General features: G+C 65.8%; 16 protein-coding genes. 13 read left to right on the top strand and 3 right to left on the bottom strand.

Translation table 11 applies throughout. The features are described 5' to 3' along the window. The first annotated feature begins 1 nt into the window (after window position 1). The 6 genes from V5B60_RS18280 to dnaB all read left to right on the top strand — a co-directional run bounded on the left by V5B60_RS18280 (window position 2) and on the right by dnaB (window position 5191). Window positions 2-1972, top strand: coding sequence for a TRAFs-binding domain-containing protein (locus tag V5B60_RS18280; RefSeq protein WP_332348937.1), 1971 nt, complete (start codon window positions 2-4; stop codon window positions 1970-1972). A 186-nt stretch (window positions 1973-2158) separates the two neighbouring features. After that, complete coding sequence (gene rpsF / locus V5B60_RS18275) at window positions 2159-2539, top strand: 30S ribosomal protein S6 (RefSeq protein WP_332348935.1); 381 nt, start codon at window positions 2159-2161, stop codon at window positions 2537-2539. Beyond that, on the top strand, window positions 2502-2882 hold the full coding sequence (priB, locus tag V5B60_RS18270) for a primosomal replication protein N (RefSeq protein WP_332348933.1): 381 nt from the start codon (window positions 2502-2504) through the stop codon (window positions 2880-2882). The genes rpsF and priB overlap by 38 nt, the downstream gene beginning before the upstream one ends. Further along, window positions 2854-3129 (top strand): 30S ribosomal protein S18, encoded by a 276-nt coding sequence (rpsR, locus tag V5B60_RS18265; protein ID WP_034897597.1) that lies wholly within the window; start codon window positions 2854-2856, stop codon window positions 3127-3129. Before priB ends, rpsR begins: the two co-directional genes overlap by 29 nt. A 14-nt stretch (window positions 3130-3143) precedes the next feature. Further along, window positions 3144-3602, top strand: coding sequence for a 50S ribosomal protein L9 (gene rplI, locus V5B60_RS18260; protein WP_332348930.1), 459 nt, complete (start codon window positions 3144-3146; stop codon window positions 3600-3602). Window positions 3603-3742: 140 nt separating this feature from the next. After that, window positions 3743-5191: a replicative DNA helicase gene (dnaB, locus tag V5B60_RS18255; RefSeq protein ID WP_332348928.1), complete on the top strand. Its 1449-nt coding sequence runs from the start codon at window positions 3743-3745 to the stop codon at window positions 5189-5191. 24 nt (window positions 5192-5215) lie between these two features. Here dnaB and V5B60_RS18250 read toward each other — a convergent pair whose 3' ends face one another. The 3 genes from V5B60_RS18250 to V5B60_RS18240 form a co-directional block, all read right to left on the bottom strand. Continuing rightward, window positions 5216-6493 (bottom strand): transglutaminase-like domain-containing protein, encoded by a 1278-nt coding sequence (locus V5B60_RS18250; RefSeq protein ID WP_332348926.1) that lies wholly within the window; start codon window positions 6491-6493, stop codon window positions 5216-5218. A gap of 105 nt (window positions 6494-6598) precedes the next feature. Beyond that, window positions 6599-8023 (bottom strand): PhoH family protein, encoded by a 1425-nt coding sequence (locus tag V5B60_RS18245; protein ID WP_332348924.1) that lies wholly within the window; start codon window positions 8021-8023, stop codon window positions 6599-6601. Between the two features lie 41 nt (window positions 8024-8064). Beyond that, window positions 8065-8520: a peroxiredoxin gene (locus V5B60_RS18240; RefSeq protein ID WP_332348921.1), complete on the bottom strand. Its 456-nt coding sequence runs from the start codon at window positions 8518-8520 to the stop codon at window positions 8065-8067. A gap of 146 nt (window positions 8521-8666) precedes the next feature. Between V5B60_RS18240 and lexA the strand changes: the two genes are divergently transcribed. From lexA to glgC, 7 genes are all read left to right on the top strand, one after another. Beyond that, window positions 8667-9269 (top strand): transcriptional repressor LexA, encoded by a 603-nt coding sequence (lexA, locus tag V5B60_RS18235; protein WP_332348919.1) that lies wholly within the window; start codon window positions 8667-8669, stop codon window positions 9267-9269. Window positions 9270-9300: 31 nt separating this feature from the next. Continuing rightward, window positions 9301-10008 carry a translesion DNA synthesis-associated protein ImuA gene (gene imuA, locus V5B60_RS18230; protein WP_332348916.1) on the top strand — a complete coding sequence of 236 codons (708 nt, stop codon included), beginning with the start codon at window positions 9301-9303 and terminating at the stop codon, window positions 10006-10008. After that, complete coding sequence (locus V5B60_RS18225; RefSeq protein ID WP_332348914.1) at window positions 9941-11425, top strand: Y-family DNA polymerase; 1485 nt, start codon at window positions 9941-9943, stop codon at window positions 11423-11425. The genes imuA and V5B60_RS18225 overlap by 68 nt, the downstream gene beginning before the upstream one ends. An 89-nt stretch (window positions 11426-11514) precedes the next feature. Next, window positions 11515-11952 (top strand): bacteriohemerythrin, encoded by a 438-nt coding sequence (locus V5B60_RS18220; RefSeq protein WP_332348912.1) that lies wholly within the window; start codon window positions 11515-11517, stop codon window positions 11950-11952. A 275-nt stretch (window positions 11953-12227) separates the two neighbouring features. Continuing rightward, window positions 12228-13862, top strand: a complete 1635-nt coding sequence (gene pgi, locus V5B60_RS18215; RefSeq protein WP_332348910.1) for a glucose-6-phosphate isomerase — start codon at window positions 12228-12230, stop codon at window positions 13860-13862. Between the two features lie 68 nt (window positions 13863-13930). After that, a complete protein-coding gene (locus V5B60_RS18210; RefSeq protein WP_332350624.1) occupies window positions 13931-15568 on the top strand; it encodes an alpha-D-glucose phosphate-specific phosphoglucomutase in 1638 nt (545 codons plus the stop codon). 63 nt (window positions 15569-15631) lie between these two features. Next, window positions 15632-16900 (top strand): glucose-1-phosphate adenylyltransferase, encoded by a 1269-nt coding sequence (gene glgC / locus V5B60_RS18205; RefSeq protein ID WP_332348908.1) that lies wholly within the window; start codon window positions 15632-15634, stop codon window positions 16898-16900. Window positions 16901-16902 lie beyond the last annotated feature (2 nt).

The following is a 16902-nucleotide window of genomic DNA, read 5'->3' as shown; positions in this document are numbered from 1 at the left end:
GATGCCGCCACACGCCTTCGTTGCCATGCCCTTCGGCAGCAAGCCCGCAGCCGATGGGCAACTGATCGACTTCAACCGCGTCTATGCCGAGTACATCCGGCCGGCCCTCGAGGCGGCGGGGCTGGAGGTGTTTCGTGCCGACGAGGAACAGCGTGCCGGCGACATCCGCACCGACATGTTCCAGGAGTTGCTGATCGCCGACCTCGTCGTTGCCGATCTCACCCTGGACAATCCCAACGTCTGGTACGAGCTCGGCGTGCGGCATGCCCTGCGCGCACGCGGGGTGGTGCTGGTACAGGGGCCGCGGCCAAGCCAGCCCTTCGACATCTACACCGACCGCAAGCTGCGCTACTCTCTGCGCGACGGGGCGCCGGACCCGGCGACCGTCGAGCAGGATCGCGCCGCGCTGACGGCGATGGTCTGCGCCAGTATGGCCAGTTCGACCCGGCGCAAGGTGAGTCCCGTCTTCCAGTTGATGCCGCAGCTCGAGCAACCGGAGTGGCGTCGGCTCCTGCTTGCCGAACGCAACGAGTTTTCCGAAGCCTATGAGCGGTGGGCCAGCCGGATGGAGGTGTCGCGGCAGAAGAACCGGCCGGGAGACATCCTCGTCCTCGCCGGGGAGACGCCGGTGCGGGCGCTGCAGCTCGAGGCCAGGCGCACCGCCGGGCAGGCGCTGCTCAAGCTCAAGCAGTACGAACTGGCCCTCGAACAGTTCGAACAGGCGTTGACGATCGACGCCGACGACAAGCTGAGCCGGGAGAGGATGTCGGTCTGTCTGGGCCGCCTCGGCCGCTTCGAGGAGGCCCGCGAACTGGCGCAGCGGCTGACCGCCGATCATCCGCGCGACGCCGAGTGCTGGGCGCTGGCCGGGCGCATCGAGAAGGAGCGCTGGGCAGCGCTCTGGCGTCAGCCCGGACTCTCGCCGGCGCAGATGCGCGAGGCCGCGACTTTGGAGACTGCGGCGCTGGAAGAGGCCATCGATCCCTATCATCAGGCCTTCGTCGCCGATCCCGCGCACCATTACGCTGGCGTCAACGCTTTGACGCTGATGCTGCTGCGGCAGCATCTGGGTGGCGACAGCGATCCGCGGCTGATCGAGAATCTCGCAGGGGGCGTGCGCTGGGCCAGCCTGACGGCGCAGGAGCGTGATCGCAAGGACTACTGGGCGCGTGCCAGCTACGCCGAGGCGTGCCTGCTGCTGGCGCCGGTCGAGTCGGTGCGCCGGGAGTTCAGCCACATGGTCGCCGCGGCCAACCAGGACTGGTTCGCCCTCGAATCGAGCCGGCAGAGCTTGAGCCTCCTGCGCGACGTCGATTTTCGCCCGGTGGAGACGGCTGCTGCCATGAGCATCGTCGAGCGCGAGATCGCGCGCAGTACGCCACCCTTTGCGCCGCGGCAGGTGCTGCTGTTCAGTGGCCACATGATCGATGCGGCAGGTCGCGCGCCGCCGCGCTTTCCTGCCGACCGGGAAGGGCTGGCAGCCGAACGGATTGCCGCGGTTCTCGACCAGCTTGGCGTCGCTGCCGGTGATCTGGCGCTGTCGCAGGCGGCCAACGGCGCTGACCTGTTGTTTCTCGAGGCCTGCCAGGCACGCGGCGCCCGCCTGCAGGTGATGCTGCCCTTCGCCGAACCGGAGTTCATCGAGCGCTCGGTCCTGCCGGCGGGCAATGGTGAGCAGTGGCGAGAGCGCTACTTTGCCGTCATCGGGGCTTTGGCCGAGGAGCCGCGGATCATGCCGGAGGAACTGGGGCCACTGCCCGCGGGAGGCCGGGGAAAGGCGGTCAACGCCTTCGAACGCTGCAACCTCTGGCTGCTTCATACCGCGCTGGCCTGGGGTGTCGACAAGGTGCGCTTCGTCTGCCTGTGGAACGGCGGCGGTGGCGACGGGCCGGGCGGTACGAGCCACATGTACAACGAAGTGAAGCGACGCACCGGGCGTGTGAACTGGATCGATACGCGCAGGCTGTGGTGACGTCCGCTGGCCACGGCTGGCGAAGTCGCTGGCTGCAGACACGCCTGGCGCCGTGTGGCGCTGTCGCGAGATCTTGCGGGTCTTGCGAAGTGATTGCCCGGAAGGTTCCGGGAGCGCTATAATCGCGGGCTTTTCACCTTGCTCCACCGCTCGCATGGCGGGGGGCTTCAGCCATAAGGAGTGTTCATGCGCCATTACGAAATCGTCCTGATCGTCCATCCTGACCAGAGTGAGCAGGTGCCGGCGATGGTCGAGCGCTACAAGGGGCTCATTGCCTCGCGTGGCGGACAGATCCACCGCCTCGAGGACTGGGGTCGTCGCCAGCTCGCCTATCCGATCCAGAAGCTGCACAAGGCCCACTATCTGCTGCTCAACATCGAGTGCGACAGCGTGACGCTGAACGAGCTGGAGCACGGCTTCAAGTTCAACGATGCGATCCTTCGTCATCTGACGATCAAGGCCAAGCGCGCCGTCAGTGCGCCGTCGCCGATGATGAAGGACGAGAAGTCCCGGTCGCTGCTGGAAGTCCGTGACCCGGCCGCCGCCGGCGAGCAGCCAGCGGCCTGAGTCGGCGGCGCTGCGCAACCGTGTCGAGCTCGGCGGCGTCCTGCTCGAGCGCAAGGCGCTGCGCTTCACCCCGGCCGGCGTGCCGGTCACCGAGTGCCTGATTGGTCACCAGTCGGAGCAGCTCGAGGCCGGCAGCAACCGCCGCGTCGAATGTGAGGTGCAGGCAATCGCGCTCGGCGAGACGGCGCAGTGGCTGCAGGCAGCGAATCCCGGGGCGCGGCTGCAGTTGAGCGGCTTTCTCGCTGCCCGCAGTCGCCACAGCAGGCAGCCGCGGCTGCATGTGACCCAGATCGAATTTGTCGAAGGAAATCAAGATGCCAAGGTTTTTCAAGAAGAAGGATGACAAGAACGTCAAGAAGCGCGGAAGCGGCCTCTTCAAGCGGCGCAAGTTCTGCCGCTTCACTGCCGAGAAGATGGAGGAGATCGACTACAAGGATGTCGATCTGTTCAAGGAGTACATCGCGGAGAACGCCAAGATCATGCCGGCCCGCCTGACGGGTACCAAGGCGGGTTATCAGCGGATGCTGTCGGTGGCGATCAAGCGCGCGCGTTTCCTGGCGCTGTTGCCCTACACCGACAATCACCAGTAAGCGAGGAGACGACGATGCAAATCATTCTGATGGAGAAGGTCGCCAACCTCGGCAATCTCGGCGATCTGCTCAAGGTCAGGGACGGCTACGCGCGCAATTTCCTGATTCCGACCGGCAAGGCCAGGCGCGCGACGCCGGCGGCGCTGCAGGAGTTCGAGGCGAAGCGGGCCGAACTCGAGCAGGCGGCCGCGGCGAGGCTGGCCGACGCGCAGGCCTATGCCGAAAAGCTGGCGGGTATCGTCGTGCGCATCGAGCGCAAGGCGGGCGTCGACGGTCGCCTGTTTGGTTCGGTGACCAACTTCGACGTCGCCGACGGCCTGCGTGCGCAGGGCTTCGAGATCGAGAAGTCAGCCGTACGCATGCCGGGTGGACCACTGAAGACGATCGGCGAGACGCAACTGGAAGTGGCGCTGCACAGCGACGTGCTGGCGACGATCACCGTCGCCGTGGTCATCGAGCAGGCGAAGATCTAGGGCAGCGGCCCGGCAGGCCGGGTTGCCTGCGGTCAACGAGGAGCCTTGCCTGATGGCAAGGCTTTTCTGCTTCTGGGCCCCGGAGCGTGCGCCGGCGCGCTAGACTCTTGGCCTTGCCCGTTTTTCGTCTTGGATCCCCGATGGCCAGTTCGTCCGATGCATCCAGCCCTGATGACGGGCAACGGCGCCCTGCCGGGCGCAGACCGGGGCGAGGGAGCAGCCCGCAGCCCGACTCCGTACTGCCCGAACTGCGTGTACCACCCCATTCGCTGGAAGCCGAGCAGTCGGTCCTCGGTGGCCTGCTGCTCGACAACGCGGCCTTCGACCGGATCGCCGACTTGGTCGGTGAAGGGGATTTCTACCGCGATGAGCACCGGCGCATCTATCGCCAGATGCGCAAGCTCCTCGAGAGCGGCAAGCCGGCCGACGCGGTAACGGTCGCCGAGAGTCTCGATCTCGCCGGTGAGGGCCAGGCGACCGGTGGTCTCGCCTACCTCGGCGAACTGGCGGCGAACACGCCGTCGGCGGCAAACATCCGTCGCTATGCCGAGATCGTCCGCGAACGCGCGATCCTCCGCCAGCTGGTGACGGCTGGCGACGAGATCGCCGGCAGCGCGCTCAACCCGCTCGGCCGCGACGCGAAGACGCTGCTCGACGAAGCCGAGGCGAAGGTGTTTGCCATTGCCGAGGGCGGCTTCCGCCATCAGACCGGCTTCGTCCACATCAATCCGCTGCTGACGCAGGTCGTCGAACGGATCCAGGAGCTGCACGACCGAGACAACCCGTCCGACATCACCGGTGTGCCCACCGGCTACCATGATCTCGACGGCAAGACGTCCGGTCTGCAGAGCGGCGATCTGCTGATCGTCGCCGGCCGGCCGTCGATGGGCAAGACCTCGTTCGCGATGAACATTGCCGAGCACGTGGCTCTCGAGGTCGGGCTGCCGGTGGCGATCTTCTCGATGGAGATGGGTGGCACGCAGCTGGCGATGCGCATGCTCTGCTCGGTCGGCCGCCTCGACGCGCACCGGGTGCGGACCGGGCGCCTGAACGACGATGAATGGTCGCGCCTGTCGTTCGCCCTTGGCCGCATGCACGAGGCGCCGATCTACATCGACGAGACGCCGGCCCTCAACCCGATCGACCTGCGGGCGCGCGCCCGCCGTCTCTACCGTCAGTGCGGCCAGCTCGGGCTGATCGTCATCGATTACCTGCAGTTGATGTCGGCAACCTCGCATGGCGAGAACCGGGCGACCGAGATCTCCGAGATTTCACGTTCGTTGAAGGGGCTGGCAAAGGAACTCGGCGTGCCGCTGATGGCGCTGTCACAGCTCAACCGCTCGCTCGAGCAGCGGCCGAACAAGCGTCCGGTGATGTCCGACCTGCGCGAATCCGGAGCCATCGAGCAGGATGCGGACGTGATCATGTTCATCTATCGCGACGAGGTCTATAACCCGGACACGCCCGAAAAGGGCGTCGCCGAGATCATCATCGGCAAACAGCGCAACGGTCCGATCGGCACCGTGCGCCTGACCTTCCTTGGCGAATACACGCGTTTCGAGAGTTTTGCCAGCCCGGGATCGTACTGAGCGCCGGACGCAGGCGCCGTTGCCTCAGCCCTCGACGCGGCTGGAGGTGACCGTGTAGCTGCAGCGCTGGCTGTCGCTGCTGTCGAAGCGCTGGCCGCCCGCCTCGATCTGCGGCAGCACCAGGAAGGGCAGGGGGGCGCCGGTGGCGCCGTGCAGCTGGACATCCTGGGCGGTATTGAGCGCCAGCCAGTTCCTCTCCCAGAAGCCGAACAGAAGCTTGCGCAGGACGACCAGCTTCGGGTCGGCATAGCCCAGGTTCTCGTCGCGGATGGCTTTGCGCACATCGCCGGGGTCGACCGGGATCCATCCGTAACCCGGGGTGTAGAACTCGGCGCGGCAGTGCTGCCCGGTGCGCAGGTTGCCGGTCGCACCAAGCCCGGAGAAGAGTCGTGAACCGTCGATGCGCAGCCCGAAGACCGGTCGTGCCGGGATGCCGATCGAACGGCACAGGGCAACGAAGAGCAGGGAGATGTCGGCGCTGCCGCCGCTCAGCCGTCCGCTGTCGAGCATCGCCTCGACGTCGCCGCGGCCGATGCCGGTCGGCACCGGGTCGTAGGTGGTGTTCTCGATCACCCAGTCATAGATCGCCTTGCCCTGGGCCACGGGATCCTTGATTCGACCCACCGCCGTCTCGGCGGTACGCCGCACGAGTCCGTCGGTCGGCACCAGGTTGCTCGACTGCAGGCAGCGGCGCAATACCTCGCCACGCTCGGCGACACCGCCGCGGCGGGTGATGTCGAAGTTGCGGTCGCGTTTGGCCACCTGGCTGACCAGTTGCAGCTTCGGTGTCGCCGCACCATCGTTCCAGTCGGCGTAGAAGACTTCCAGGTCGGCAACCGGGTCGCGGTAGACGCCAGCGCTGTCGAAATTGCCCCGCCAGTCGTGCCCGAGCGCCCGTTGCCAGGGGTTGTCACGGTATTGCGCCAGCGGCAGCCAGAGGCGCACCCTGCCCTTGACGTGGTTGAGCGTGATCAGCGAGGTGACGTCGTAGGTCCGCCACTGCGGCTGCGGCTCGTCCGGCAGCGCAATGGCGTTGTAGGTCTGTTCGTTGGTCGCCGCCGGAGAACTGGGCGCCACCGCCGCGGGTGCCGCCGGTTGCTCTGCGACCGGGCGGTAGCTCTGTCTGCCGCGCGACCGCCCGCGGTTGTCGGCTCTCGTCTCGCGCTGGCTGCGGCTGGCCGATTCGCTTGCCGGTTTGCTGCCTGGTTTGCTGCTCTTTTCCTTCTTCCTGGCGGCGAGCGCCGGCGCCGGCGCCAGCAGTGAAATCAGTGCAGAAAGGGCAAGGAAACGGCGTCGTTTCAATCGGTTCTCCGGCAGGCTCGGTACTGCCGGCAACGCTCGGCGGCAGCGATCGGTGGCCACAAACGGCTGGGCCGTGTCACCAGACACGGCCCAATCTGGCCACGATTATAGCACTTCACCCGCGTAATCCGCGAGGCGGGAGCGCTCGCCGCGTTGCAGGGTGACGTGGCCGGCATGTTCCCAGCCCTTGAAGCGGTCGACGACGTAGCTCAGGCCGGAACTGCCTTCGCTGAGGTAGGGCGTGTCGATCTGCGCGACATTGCCGAGGCAGATCACCTTGGTCCCGGGGCCGGCGCGGGTGATCAGTGTCTTCATCTGCTTCGGCGTCAGGTTCTGTGCCTCGTCGATGATCAGGTAGCGGTTGAGGAAGGTGCGGCCGCGCATGAAGTTGAGCGACTTGATCCGGATGCGGTGGCGGATCAGGTCGCGGGTGGCTGCCCGGCCCCAGTCGCCGGCCTGCTCGTCGCTCCGGTTGAGTACCTCGAGATTGTCCTCGAGGGCGCCCATCCACGGTCCCATCTTCTCTTCCTCGGTGCCCGGCAGGAAACCGATGTCCTCGCCGACCGGTACCGTCACGCGGGTGACGATGATTTCGCCGTAGCGCTTGTCGTCGAGCACCTGCGTCAGGCCGGCGGCCAGCGTCAGCAGGGTCTTGCCGGTACCGGCCTGGCCGAGCAGGGTGACGAAATCCACTTCCGGGTTCATCAGTGCATTGAGAGCGAAGTTCTGCTCGCGATTGCGCGCCGTGATTCCCCAGACGCCGTTCCGCGAATGCGTGTAGTCGATCAGCGTCTCGAGCTCGGCGCTCGTCCCGGCGAGCGAGCGGACGATCGCCTGCAGCGGGCGTTCGCCTTCCTGGTAGAGGAACTGGTTGACCAGGAACTGCGGGCACAGCGGACCGCTGATGCGATAGCGCGTTCGCCCGTCCCGGCTGCGCGACACCATGTCCTGCTCGTGCTCGTCCCAGAAGTCGGCGGGCAGCTCGCGCATGCCGGTGTACAGCAGGTCGGTGTCTTCGAGCACCTTGTCGTTGAAGTAGTCCTGCGCCTGCAATCCCAGTGCACGCGCCTTGATGCGCATGTTGATGTCCTTGGAGACGAGGATCACCGTTCGTTCGGGGTGGCGGTTCCGGAGGTGGATGACGACGCCCAGGATCTGGTTGTCGGCCTTCGCCGTCGGCAGTCCCGCCGGTAGTTCGCCGGTGATCACTTCCGTCTGCAGGAAGAGCCGGCCACTCGCCAGTTGGTGCGAAGGGCCGTCGAGAGCGATGCCCAGATCGATCGCGGCGGCCGTGCTGTTGACGATTTCGTCGAGGGTGCGCGTCACCTGGCGGGCATTGCGGGCGATTTCCGACATGCCCTTCTTGTGGCCGTCGAGTTCCTCGAGGGTCATGATCGGCAGAAATACGTCATGCTCCTGGAAGCGGTACAGGCAGGTCGGGTCATGCATCAACACATTGGTGTCGAGGACGAAGAGCTTCCTCGCGGCAGCGGGCGCGGCGTTGCTGTCGTCGGAGTTCCTGCGGGACATGTCGGGGACCTTCCGGAGTGATCGCAGCGTTGTTCGGGCGCTCAGAGGTGGTTGACGAAGTCGAGGACTTCCTGCGCGTGCCCGGCCACCCGGACGCCACGCCACTCGCGCCGCAGGACGCCGTTGCCATCGATGACGAAGGTGCTGCGCTCGATGCCGCGCACCTGCTTGCCGTACATCGATTTCATCCGGATCACCGCGAAGCGGTTGCAGAGCATTTCGTCGCTGTCGCTGATGAGGATGAAAGGCAACTCCTGTTTCGCCGTGAACCGGTCGTGCGAGCCGATGCTGTCGCGCGACACGCCGGCGATGATCGCGCCGGCGGCGACGAACTGCGGGTGCAGGTCACGAAAGTCCTGCGCCTCGCTGGTACAGCCGGGCGTGCTGTCCCTGGGGTAGAAATAGAGGACCACGGTGTTGCCGCGGCAGGCGGAGAGGGTGAAGGTCCGGCCGCCGCTGGCGGGCAGGCTGAAGTCTTCGACGGGCTGCTCGATCATGGCTGGCCTCGGAGAACGGAAGTGAAGGAAGCGATTGTGGTAAGAAAGGGGAGGGCGGGTCAAGCACCCGCGCGCTCCTGCCGGCACGCTTGCTTTTTTCTCGGCGCTGTACAAAAATACAGTCATGCCAACAGAGGGTGCCGATCATGCTCAGGATCACGACGCGGCAACAGGAAATACTCGAATTCATTCGCAACACGCTGGAGAACTTCGGCGCGCCGCCGACGCGGGCGGAGATCGCCACGGCCTTTGGCTTCGCCTCGCACAACGCGGCCGAAGAGCATCTGCGGGCGCTTGCCAGAAAGGGGCTGATCACCCTCGAGCCGGGCTCGGCGCGCGGCATCCGCCTGGTCGAACAACTCGGCCTGCCATTGATCGGCAGCGTCGCTGCCGGTAGCCCGATACTCGCCGTGGAGAACGTGCAGCGCCGTTACACGCTCGATGCCGGCCTGTTCTCGCCGCGTGCCGATTTCCTCCTGCGGGTGCGCGGCCTGTCGATGATCGATGCCGGCATTCTCGATGGCGACCTGGTTGCCGTACACCGCAGCAGCGAGGCACGCAACGGCCAGATCGTCGTCGCCCGGCTCGATGACGAGGTGACGGTCAAGCGCTTCCGGCGGCGCGACGGCATCGTCGAGCTGATTGCCGAGAATAGCGATTTCGCGCCGATCATCGTCGATCCCGAGCGGCGGGCCCTGGTCATCGAAGGCATCGCCGTCGGCTTGATCCGCAGCGGCGAGACGATCTGAGAGGCACCGCGGCTGCCGCCCGGATTCGATCATGTCATCATCGACCACGCTGGCGCAGATCCTCGAGCGTCCCGATGTCTGGCGGGGGGATGCGCTGGCCAGGGCAGCGCTGCCTGGCGTGCCGACGGGTTTCGCCGATCTCGACCGCGAGTTGCCCGGTGGTGGCTGGCCGCGCGGCGGTCTGACCGAACTCCTGCCGCGGCGTCACGGCGTCGGCGAACTGAGCCTGCTGTTGCCGGCGCTGGCCCGTCTTTCGCGTGACGAACTGGCCTGGCTGGTCTGCATTGCCCCGCCCTATCTGCTTTATGCACCGGCATTGCAGGCCGGGGGCGTCGATCTCTCGCGCCTGTTGGTTGCCAGTGCTCCCGGTCGCGATGCCGCCTGGGCCTGCGAACGCTCGCTGGCCGCCGATGGTGTCGGTGCCATCGTCGTCTGGCTGCCGGAGGTCCAGGCCGCCCCGTTGCGCCGCCTGCAGCTGGCTGCCGAGGCGAGTCAGTCTCTGCTCTTCGTCTTTCGTCCGGCAACCTGTTCCGGCCAGCCTTCGCCGGCGCCGCTGCGGCTGGTTCTCGAAGGGGAGGGCGAACACCTCGTCGTGCACCTGCTCAAGCGCCGTGGCAGCGCGCAGCCGCTGCCGCTGCCGATCGCCGTGCAACGCCCGCTGTACCTGCGCCATGCTCTGGCTCGCCCTGCATCTGCCCTGCCTGCCGCTCGAAGTCTTCCCCGAACTGCCGTCGCCTAGCGCCATCGTCGATCGCGAGCGGGTCATTGTCGCTGACCGCGCGGCGGTCTCGGCGGGCGTCGTGGCCGGCAGGCGGCTGGCCGAGGCACGTGCATTGCTGCCTGATCTGGCGGTGCGGGAGCGCGCCGTCGAGCGTGAGCAGGCCGCCTTGAGGCGACTCGCCTGCTGGGCCGGTGGTTTCACCTCCGAGCTCTGCTGCCTGCCGCCGTCGATGCTGCTGCTCGAAGTGGCCGCCTCGCTGCGCCTGTTCGGTGGTGCCGCGAAGCTGTTCGCAGGCGTCGTCGCCGGCTGCATCGCACAGGGTCACCTGCCGCAGGCCGCGCTGGCCCCGACTCCATTGGCCGCACAGTGGCTGGCCATCGGCGGTGGCGACCCGTGCTGTCGCACGCTCGACGAACTGCCGCATCGCCTCGGCCGTCTGCCGCTGTCGGTACTCGCCCTGGCAGCAGCGGATGAGGCTCGTCTCGTCAGCTTCGGGGCGCGCTCGCTGGCCGACCTGCTGCGCTGGCCGCGCGCCGGCTTGGCGCGGCGGCTGGGCCCCGGGCTGTTGGCTGATCTGGCGCGTGCACTGGGCGAGCTGCCGGATCCCCGTCGACGTTTCGTTTTTCCCGAGTTTTTTGCCGACCGACTGGAATTGCCGATGCGGGTCGAGCACGCGCCGGCGCTCGGCTGGGCTGCGCGTCGCCTGATCGATGCCCTGTGCGGCTGGCTGGCTACGCGTGGTGGCGGGATCAGTGAATGCGTTTTCGAGTTCGGGCATGAATGCGGCGCGAGGCAGCAGCCGGCGACCGTGCTTGTCCTTGGTTTTGCCGGTGCCACGCGTGACCCCGAGCGGATCAGTCGCATCCTCGGCGAGCGGCTGCAGCGGCTGCACCTGCCGGCCGCGGTCGAGGGCATCGGCTTGCGGGCCGAGGCGCCGACAGCACTTGTTGGTCACTCGCGCAGCCTGTTCGCCGAGCGTGGTGAGGGCGCCGGCGGCCAATCGATGGCAGGGCTGCTCGAGCGGCTGCAGGCACGCCTTGGCGACGATGGCGTGCACGCGCTGTCGGCTGTGGCCGAACATCGGCCGGAAAATGCCTGGCGGCGGGTTGCGGCGGCGTCGCTGACCGGAGGCAGATCGCCGCCCAGCCCGTTTCTTGCCGCGGCCCTGCGCCATTCGGCTGCTGGCCCGCGTCCGCTGTGCCTGCTGGCGCAGCCACAGGCTTTGCGCGAGCAGGCTGGCCGGCCGCAGTGCGGCGGTCCCCTCCGCCTGCTTGCCGGTCCCGAGCGAATCGAGAGTGGCTGGTGGGATGCGGCGGAGCCGGATGCGCTCGGCGATGTCTGTCGCGACTACTTTGTCGCCATCTCACGCCGTGACGAATGGCTGTGGATTTTCCGCTGCCGGTCGGGCTGGTTCCTGCACGGCGTCTTCGCCTGAATTCGGGCTGATTTTACTGGAATTCTGCGAGCGCCCTTTTTATACTGTGTGAACTTGCGAAACAGACCGTTTTCCCGGAGAGACTCGCTGTGGATCTCAACCTTGCCGGACTGCTGCCGGAAGCATTGCTGATCGATCTGCCCGAAATTGATGCACAACACGAAGAAATCTTTCGCCGTATCGAATCGTTGAAGTTAGCCTGTTTCGGAAGCGGCCCCGTTTCCTTTGACGATTTCGCAAGCCTTCTAGATTATCTCGAATACCACTTTGCCAGCGAAGAGCGTATCGCGACGGCGGTCGGCGTTGACTTCGCCGGGCACGCAACCGTCCATCGTGACAACCTGCATGCCTTGCAGAAGGCCTTCGCCGAAGTGCGCAACGGCGCGCGCGACGTCCATTCCTTTCTGCGCTATGCCGAGTACTGGTTCGAGCGCCACATCGCCGTCGAAGACCGTCCTTTCGCAGCCCGCGTGAAGAATTGCCGGGCGCACTCCGGAGACGGTCCGCGACCGGCCGACAGCAGTTGAATCTGCCTGCCAGTCGGCTTTGACTCGGCACGGCTTTCTGGCCATCGACGCAGCGAGAAAAATTTCCAACCATGATCGGCAGCAGGGCAAGATAACCAAGAAAAATACTCGGAAATGGCCTGCGCGCGGCCCGGTTGCCATTCTTTTTTGCGTTCTGCGACGCATTCTGGCAAGCTGACAACCGATACGGAATATCCCTTTGGATTGCATCCAGAACCTCTTTCCATGGGTCGTCTGCAGACGGCCCGATCATTCATCAATGACTGTCATCAATCATGAACATCACCAACTCAGTCGCCTGGAAGGCTATTGAAGCGCATCGGCAATCTCTTTCGCCGCTGCATCTCAGGGAACTCTTTGCGCGCGATCCGGGTCGCGTGGCATCCCTCTCGCTGAGCTTCGACGGAATCCTCTACGATTTCTCGAAGCAGCGCATCGATTCGACCAGCCTGCCGCTGCTGGCCGGGCTGGCCCGTGAGGCGCAGCTCGAGCATTGGACCGGGCGCATGTTCGGCGGCGAGCAGATCAACGCCAGCGAAGGCCGCTCGGTGTTGCACGTGGCTTTGCGCCGCTCGCGGAGCCCGTTCCCGACGCCCGCTCTCGACGTGATGCCCGACGTGCTGGCGACGCGGCAGCGGATGGCTGGCTTCGCCGAAGACATCCGTTCCGGGAAGGCGCTTGGATTCACCGGCCTGCCGATTCGCAGTGTGGTCAATATCGGCATTGGCGGCTCGGACCTTGGGCCGAAGATGCTTGCCTACGCCCTGCGTTCGCTTTCACAGCCGGGACTCGATGTGCATTACGTTTCGAACCTCGACAGCGCCCAGCTGGCGCCCCTGTTGCAGACGCTCGATCCGCGCACGACACTGTTCCTGGTGGCGAGCAAGACCTTCACCACCCAGGAAACGATGCTCAATGCGCAGACGGCGCGTGACTGGCTGCTCGCCGGGCTCGGCGACGTCGCCGCGGTGTCCTGCCACTTTGCCGCTTTGACCGCCAAGCCGGAACGGGCAGTGCAGTTCGGGATCAGGGAGGAGGCCGTATTCCCGCTCTGGGATTGGGTCGGCGGGCGTTTTTCATTGTGGTCGGCGGTCGGCCTGGCACTGATGATCGCCATTGGACCGCAGGCTTTTGCCGAGCTGCTGGCAGGCGCCGAACGGATGGACGAGCATTTCCGCAGCGCACCCTACGAGCGCAATCTGCCGGTGGTGATGGCGCTGATCGGCATCTGGAACACCAACTTCCTTGGTGCCACGAGCAATGCCGTGCTGCCGTACAACGAATCGTTGAAGTACTTCCCATCCTTCCTGCAGCAGCTCGAGATGGAGAGCAACGGCAAGGCGGTCGGCAGCGATGGGCAGCCGCTGGCCTGCGCCTCGAACCCGATCGTCTGGGGCGAGCTGGGCAACAATGGCCAGCACGCCTTCTTCCAGTTGCTGCACCAGGGCGGACGGCTCGTCCCCTGCGATTTCATTGCTGCCGTGCGCGCCGACTATCCGCTGCCCGGACACCAGGAGGCGCTGCTCGCCAACTGCTTCGCGCAGAGCGCGGCGCTCGCCTTCGGCAAGACGGCTGCCGAGGCGCGCAGCGAACTCGAGGGAACGATGTCCCCGGCAGCGCTCGAGGCGCTGCTGCCACACAAGGTGTTTCCGGGCAACCAGCCGTCGTCGACGCTGCTGCTGACGCGGCTTGAGCCGCAGACGCTGGGCGCGCTGATCGCCCTGTACGAACACAAGGTCTTTGTCCAAGGTGTCATCTGGGGGCTCAACTCCTTCGATCAGTGGGGTGTCGAGCTCGGCAAGGCGGTGGCCAACAGCATCCTGCCGGCGATCGGCAACCCGGCGCTGGCCGCACCACTCGATGCCTCGACGCAGGCACTGCTGGCGTTCACCAGGCAGCACATCGGCTGAGCGGGTGTGCCGACGACCTTGACGGTATTGATTCAGGCGTTCAATTTGTGACGAGGCATGAAATGACTATGCAGGTGATCAGTGTTCCGAGTACCCCGTTTACCGGCCAGAAGCCGGGCACGTCGGGGCTGCGGAAGAAGGTGAAGGTCTTCAGTCAGGCGCGCTATCTGGAGAACTTCGTCCAGGCCATCTTCGATACGCTGTCGGGACAGCAGGGACAGACCCTGGTGCTCGGTGGCGACGGCCGCTACTACAATGACGTGGCGATCCAGACGATCCTGCGCATGGCCGCTGCGGCGGGTTTCGGCCGCGTGCTGGTGGGCCGTGACGGAATCCTGTCCACGCCGGCGGCCAGTGCCGTGATCCGCAAGTGGCAGGCCTTCGGCGGCATCATCCTCTCGGCCAGCCACAACGAGGGCGGCCCCGAAGGCGATTTCGGCATCAAGTACAACCTGGGCAATGGCGGACCGGCGAACGAAGCATTCACCGATGCCGTCCATCGGCGGACGCAGGAGATCAGTGCCTATCGCACGCTCGAGTCGCCGGCCGTCGATCTGAGCCGGATCGGCGAGTCGCGGATCGGTGAGATGCGGGTCAGCATCATCGATCCGGTGGCCGTCTATGCCGAACTCCTCGAGTCGCTGTTCGATTTCGATCGCATTGCGGCGTTGCTCGCCCGTCCCGATTTCCGCATGCGTTTCGACGCCATGCACGCGGTGACCGGTCCTTACGCGCGCGCGATTCTCGAGGACCGGCTGGGTGCTCCGGCGGGTACCGTCGTCAACGGCATCCCATTGCCGGACTTCGCCGGTGGCCACCCCGATCCGAACCCGGTGTGGGCTGCCGACCTCGTTGCGGCACTCGCCGACCCGGCTTCCGGCCTGTCCTTCGGTGCCGCATCGGATGGGGATGGCGACCGCAACATGATCGTTGGACCGAACTTCGTCGTCAGTCCGAGCGACAGCCTCGCCGTGCTCGCCGCCAACCACGCTTTGGTGCCGGCCTACGCCGGCGGTCTGGCAGGAGTCGCGCGCTCGATGCCGACGAGTTGCGCCGTCGACCGCGTCGCCCAGGCGCTCGGCATTCCCTGCTACGAGACACCCACCGGCTGGAAGTACTTCGGATCCCTGCTCGATGCCGGCAAGGCGACGCTCTGCGGTGAGGAGAGCGCCGGTACCGGTTCCAACCACGTGCGCGAGAAGGATGGCCTGTGGGCGGTTCTCTACTGGCTCAACATTCTTGCGGTACGCGCGACTTCGGCCGACGTGATCGTGCGCGAACACTGGCAGCGTTTCGGGCGCAACGTCTATTCGCGCCATGACTACGAGGCGATCGAGACCGATCGTGCCGATCGTCTGATGGACGAACTGCGCGCGCGCCTGCCGCAACTGGCGGGTTCGGAATCCTGTGGTCTGCACATCGCTGCCGCCGATGATTTTTCCTATACCGATCCAGTCGATGGCTCGCGTTCCGAGCGTCAGGGCGTGCGGGTCATGCTCGACGACGGTTCGCGGGTCGTCTTCCGCCTGTCGGGCACCGGCACCGAGGGTGCGACGCTGCGCGTCTATCTCGAGCGTTTCGTCGCCGACCCCAGCCAGCACGAGGTGCCGACGCAGGAGGCACTGGCGCCGCTGATCCGGTTGGCCGATGCGGTGGCACGGATCCAGGCGGTTACCGGGCGCGAGAAGGCAGACGTGATCAGTTAGGGCAGGGTGGCATCCGGCGTTCCCGCCGGATGCGATGAAGCGAGTCAAACTGGGGATACGACGATGGTTGACAAGAGGACATTCCAATTGCCGCGCAGGGCGATCGCCCTGGTACTGGCCGGTGGACGTGGCAGCCGGCTGCATGAATTGACGGATCGCCGGGCAAAGCCGGCAGTCCATTTCGGAGGCAAGTTCCGGATCATCGATTTCGCACTGTCGAACTGCGTCAATTCGCAGCTCCGGCGCATCGGCGTGGTGACGCAGTACAAGTCGCACAGCCTGCTGCGCCATCTGCAGCGAGGCTGGAACTTCCTGCATGGCGAGGTCAACGAGTTCGTCGACCTGCTGCCGGCGCAACAGCGTGTGGACGAGGAGTCATGGTACCGTGGCACCGCCGATGCCGTTTACCAGAACATCGACATCCTCGAGACCTACCGGCCGTCACCCGAGTATGTGATCGTTCTGGCCGGCGACCACGTGTACAAGATGAACTACGCGCTGATGCTCGTCGACCATGTCGAGAGCGGTGCCGAGTGCACGATCGCCTGCATCGAGGTGCCGCGCCGCGACGCCAGGGAATTCGGCGTCATGGCCGTCGACGACCGGGGGATGATCACCGACTTCGTCGAGAAGCCGGCCGATCCACCGGCGATGCCGGGCAATCCCGATCTGTCGTTGTGCAGCATGGGCGTCTATGTCTTCAACGCCAAGTACCTCTATGACGAACTCGAGCGTGACATCGCCGATCCCGGTTCCAACCACGACTTCGGCAAGGACATCATTCCGCGTGCCGTTGCCAACCGCGTTGCCGCCGCGCATGCGTTCTCGCGCAGTTGTGTGATTGCGCCGGACGACGTGCGGCGCGAGCACTACTGGCGCGACGTCGGTACCATCGACGCCTACTGGGACGCCAACGTCGATCTCACGGCCACCGTGCCATCGCTCAATCTGTACGACCGCAACTGGCCGGTGTGGACCTACCAGCAGCAGTTGCCGCCGGCAAAATTCGTCCATAACCATATGGACCGTCGCGGGACCGCAGTCGAGTCGACCGTTTCCAGCGGCTCGATCGTCTCCGGCGAGGTCAATCGTTCGCTGCTCTTTTCGAGCTGTCGAGTCCATTCGTACGCTCGCGTCAATCTGTCCGTGCTGCTGCCGGACACGACGGTTGGTACCCGGGCCCGCCTCAGCCACTGCGTCGTCGACGCCGGTTGCAGCATCCCGGCTGGAATGGTGATCGGCGAGGATCCGGAGGACGATGCCCGTCGCTTCCGTCGCACCAATGGCGGTGTCACGCTGGTGACGCGCAAGATGCTCGAGCGACTGGTCTGACG

The organism is Accumulibacter sp., from assembly GCF_036625195.1.
Taxonomy (GTDB): Bacteria; Pseudomonadota; Gammaproteobacteria; order Burkholderiales; family Rhodocyclaceae; genus Accumulibacter.
Note: the sequence above shows the minus strand (reverse complement) of the source record. Positions and strands in the feature narration are given on the sequence as shown.

Excerpts from the sequence above, each read along its gene's own strand:
- V5B60_RS18280 (WP_332348937.1), top strand. The coding sequence starts at position 2 with ATGCCGCCACACGCCTTCGTTGCCATGCCCTTCGGCAGCAAGCCCGCA.
- rpsF (WP_332348935.1), top strand. The coding sequence starts at position 2,159 with ATGCGCCATTACGAAATCGTCCTGATCGTCCATCCTGACCAGAGTGAG.
- rpsR (WP_034897597.1), top strand. The coding sequence starts at position 2,854 with ATGCCAAGGTTTTTCAAGAAGAAGGATGACAAGAACGTCAAGAAGCGC.
- rplI (WP_332348930.1), top strand. The coding sequence starts at position 3,144 with ATGCAAATCATTCTGATGGAGAAGGTCGCCAACCTCGGCAATCTCGGC.
- dnaB (WP_332348928.1), top strand. The coding sequence starts at position 3,743 with ATGGCCAGTTCGTCCGATGCATCCAGCCCTGATGACGGGCAACGGCGC.
- V5B60_RS18245 (WP_332348924.1), bottom strand. The coding sequence starts at position 8,023 with ATGTCCCGCAGGAACTCCGACGACAGCAACGCCGCGCCCGCTGCCGCG.
- V5B60_RS18240 (WP_332348921.1), bottom strand. The coding sequence starts at position 8,520 with ATGATCGAGCAGCCCGTCGAAGACTTCAGCCTGCCCGCCAGCGGCGGC.
- lexA (WP_332348919.1), top strand. The coding sequence starts at position 8,667 with ATGCTCAGGATCACGACGCGGCAACAGGAAATACTCGAATTCATTCGC.
- imuA (WP_332348916.1), top strand. The coding sequence starts at position 9,301 with ATGTCATCATCGACCACGCTGGCGCAGATCCTCGAGCGTCCCGATGTC.
- V5B60_RS18225 (WP_332348914.1), top strand. The coding sequence starts at position 9,941 with ATGCTCTGGCTCGCCCTGCATCTGCCCTGCCTGCCGCTCGAAGTCTTC.
- pgi (WP_332348910.1), top strand. The coding sequence starts at position 12,228 with ATGAACATCACCAACTCAGTCGCCTGGAAGGCTATTGAAGCGCATCGG.
- V5B60_RS18210 (WP_332350624.1), top strand. The coding sequence starts at position 13,931 with ATGCAGGTGATCAGTGTTCCGAGTACCCCGTTTACCGGCCAGAAGCCG.
- glgC (WP_332348908.1), top strand. The coding sequence starts at position 15,632 with ATGGTTGACAAGAGGACATTCCAATTGCCGCGCAGGGCGATCGCCCTG.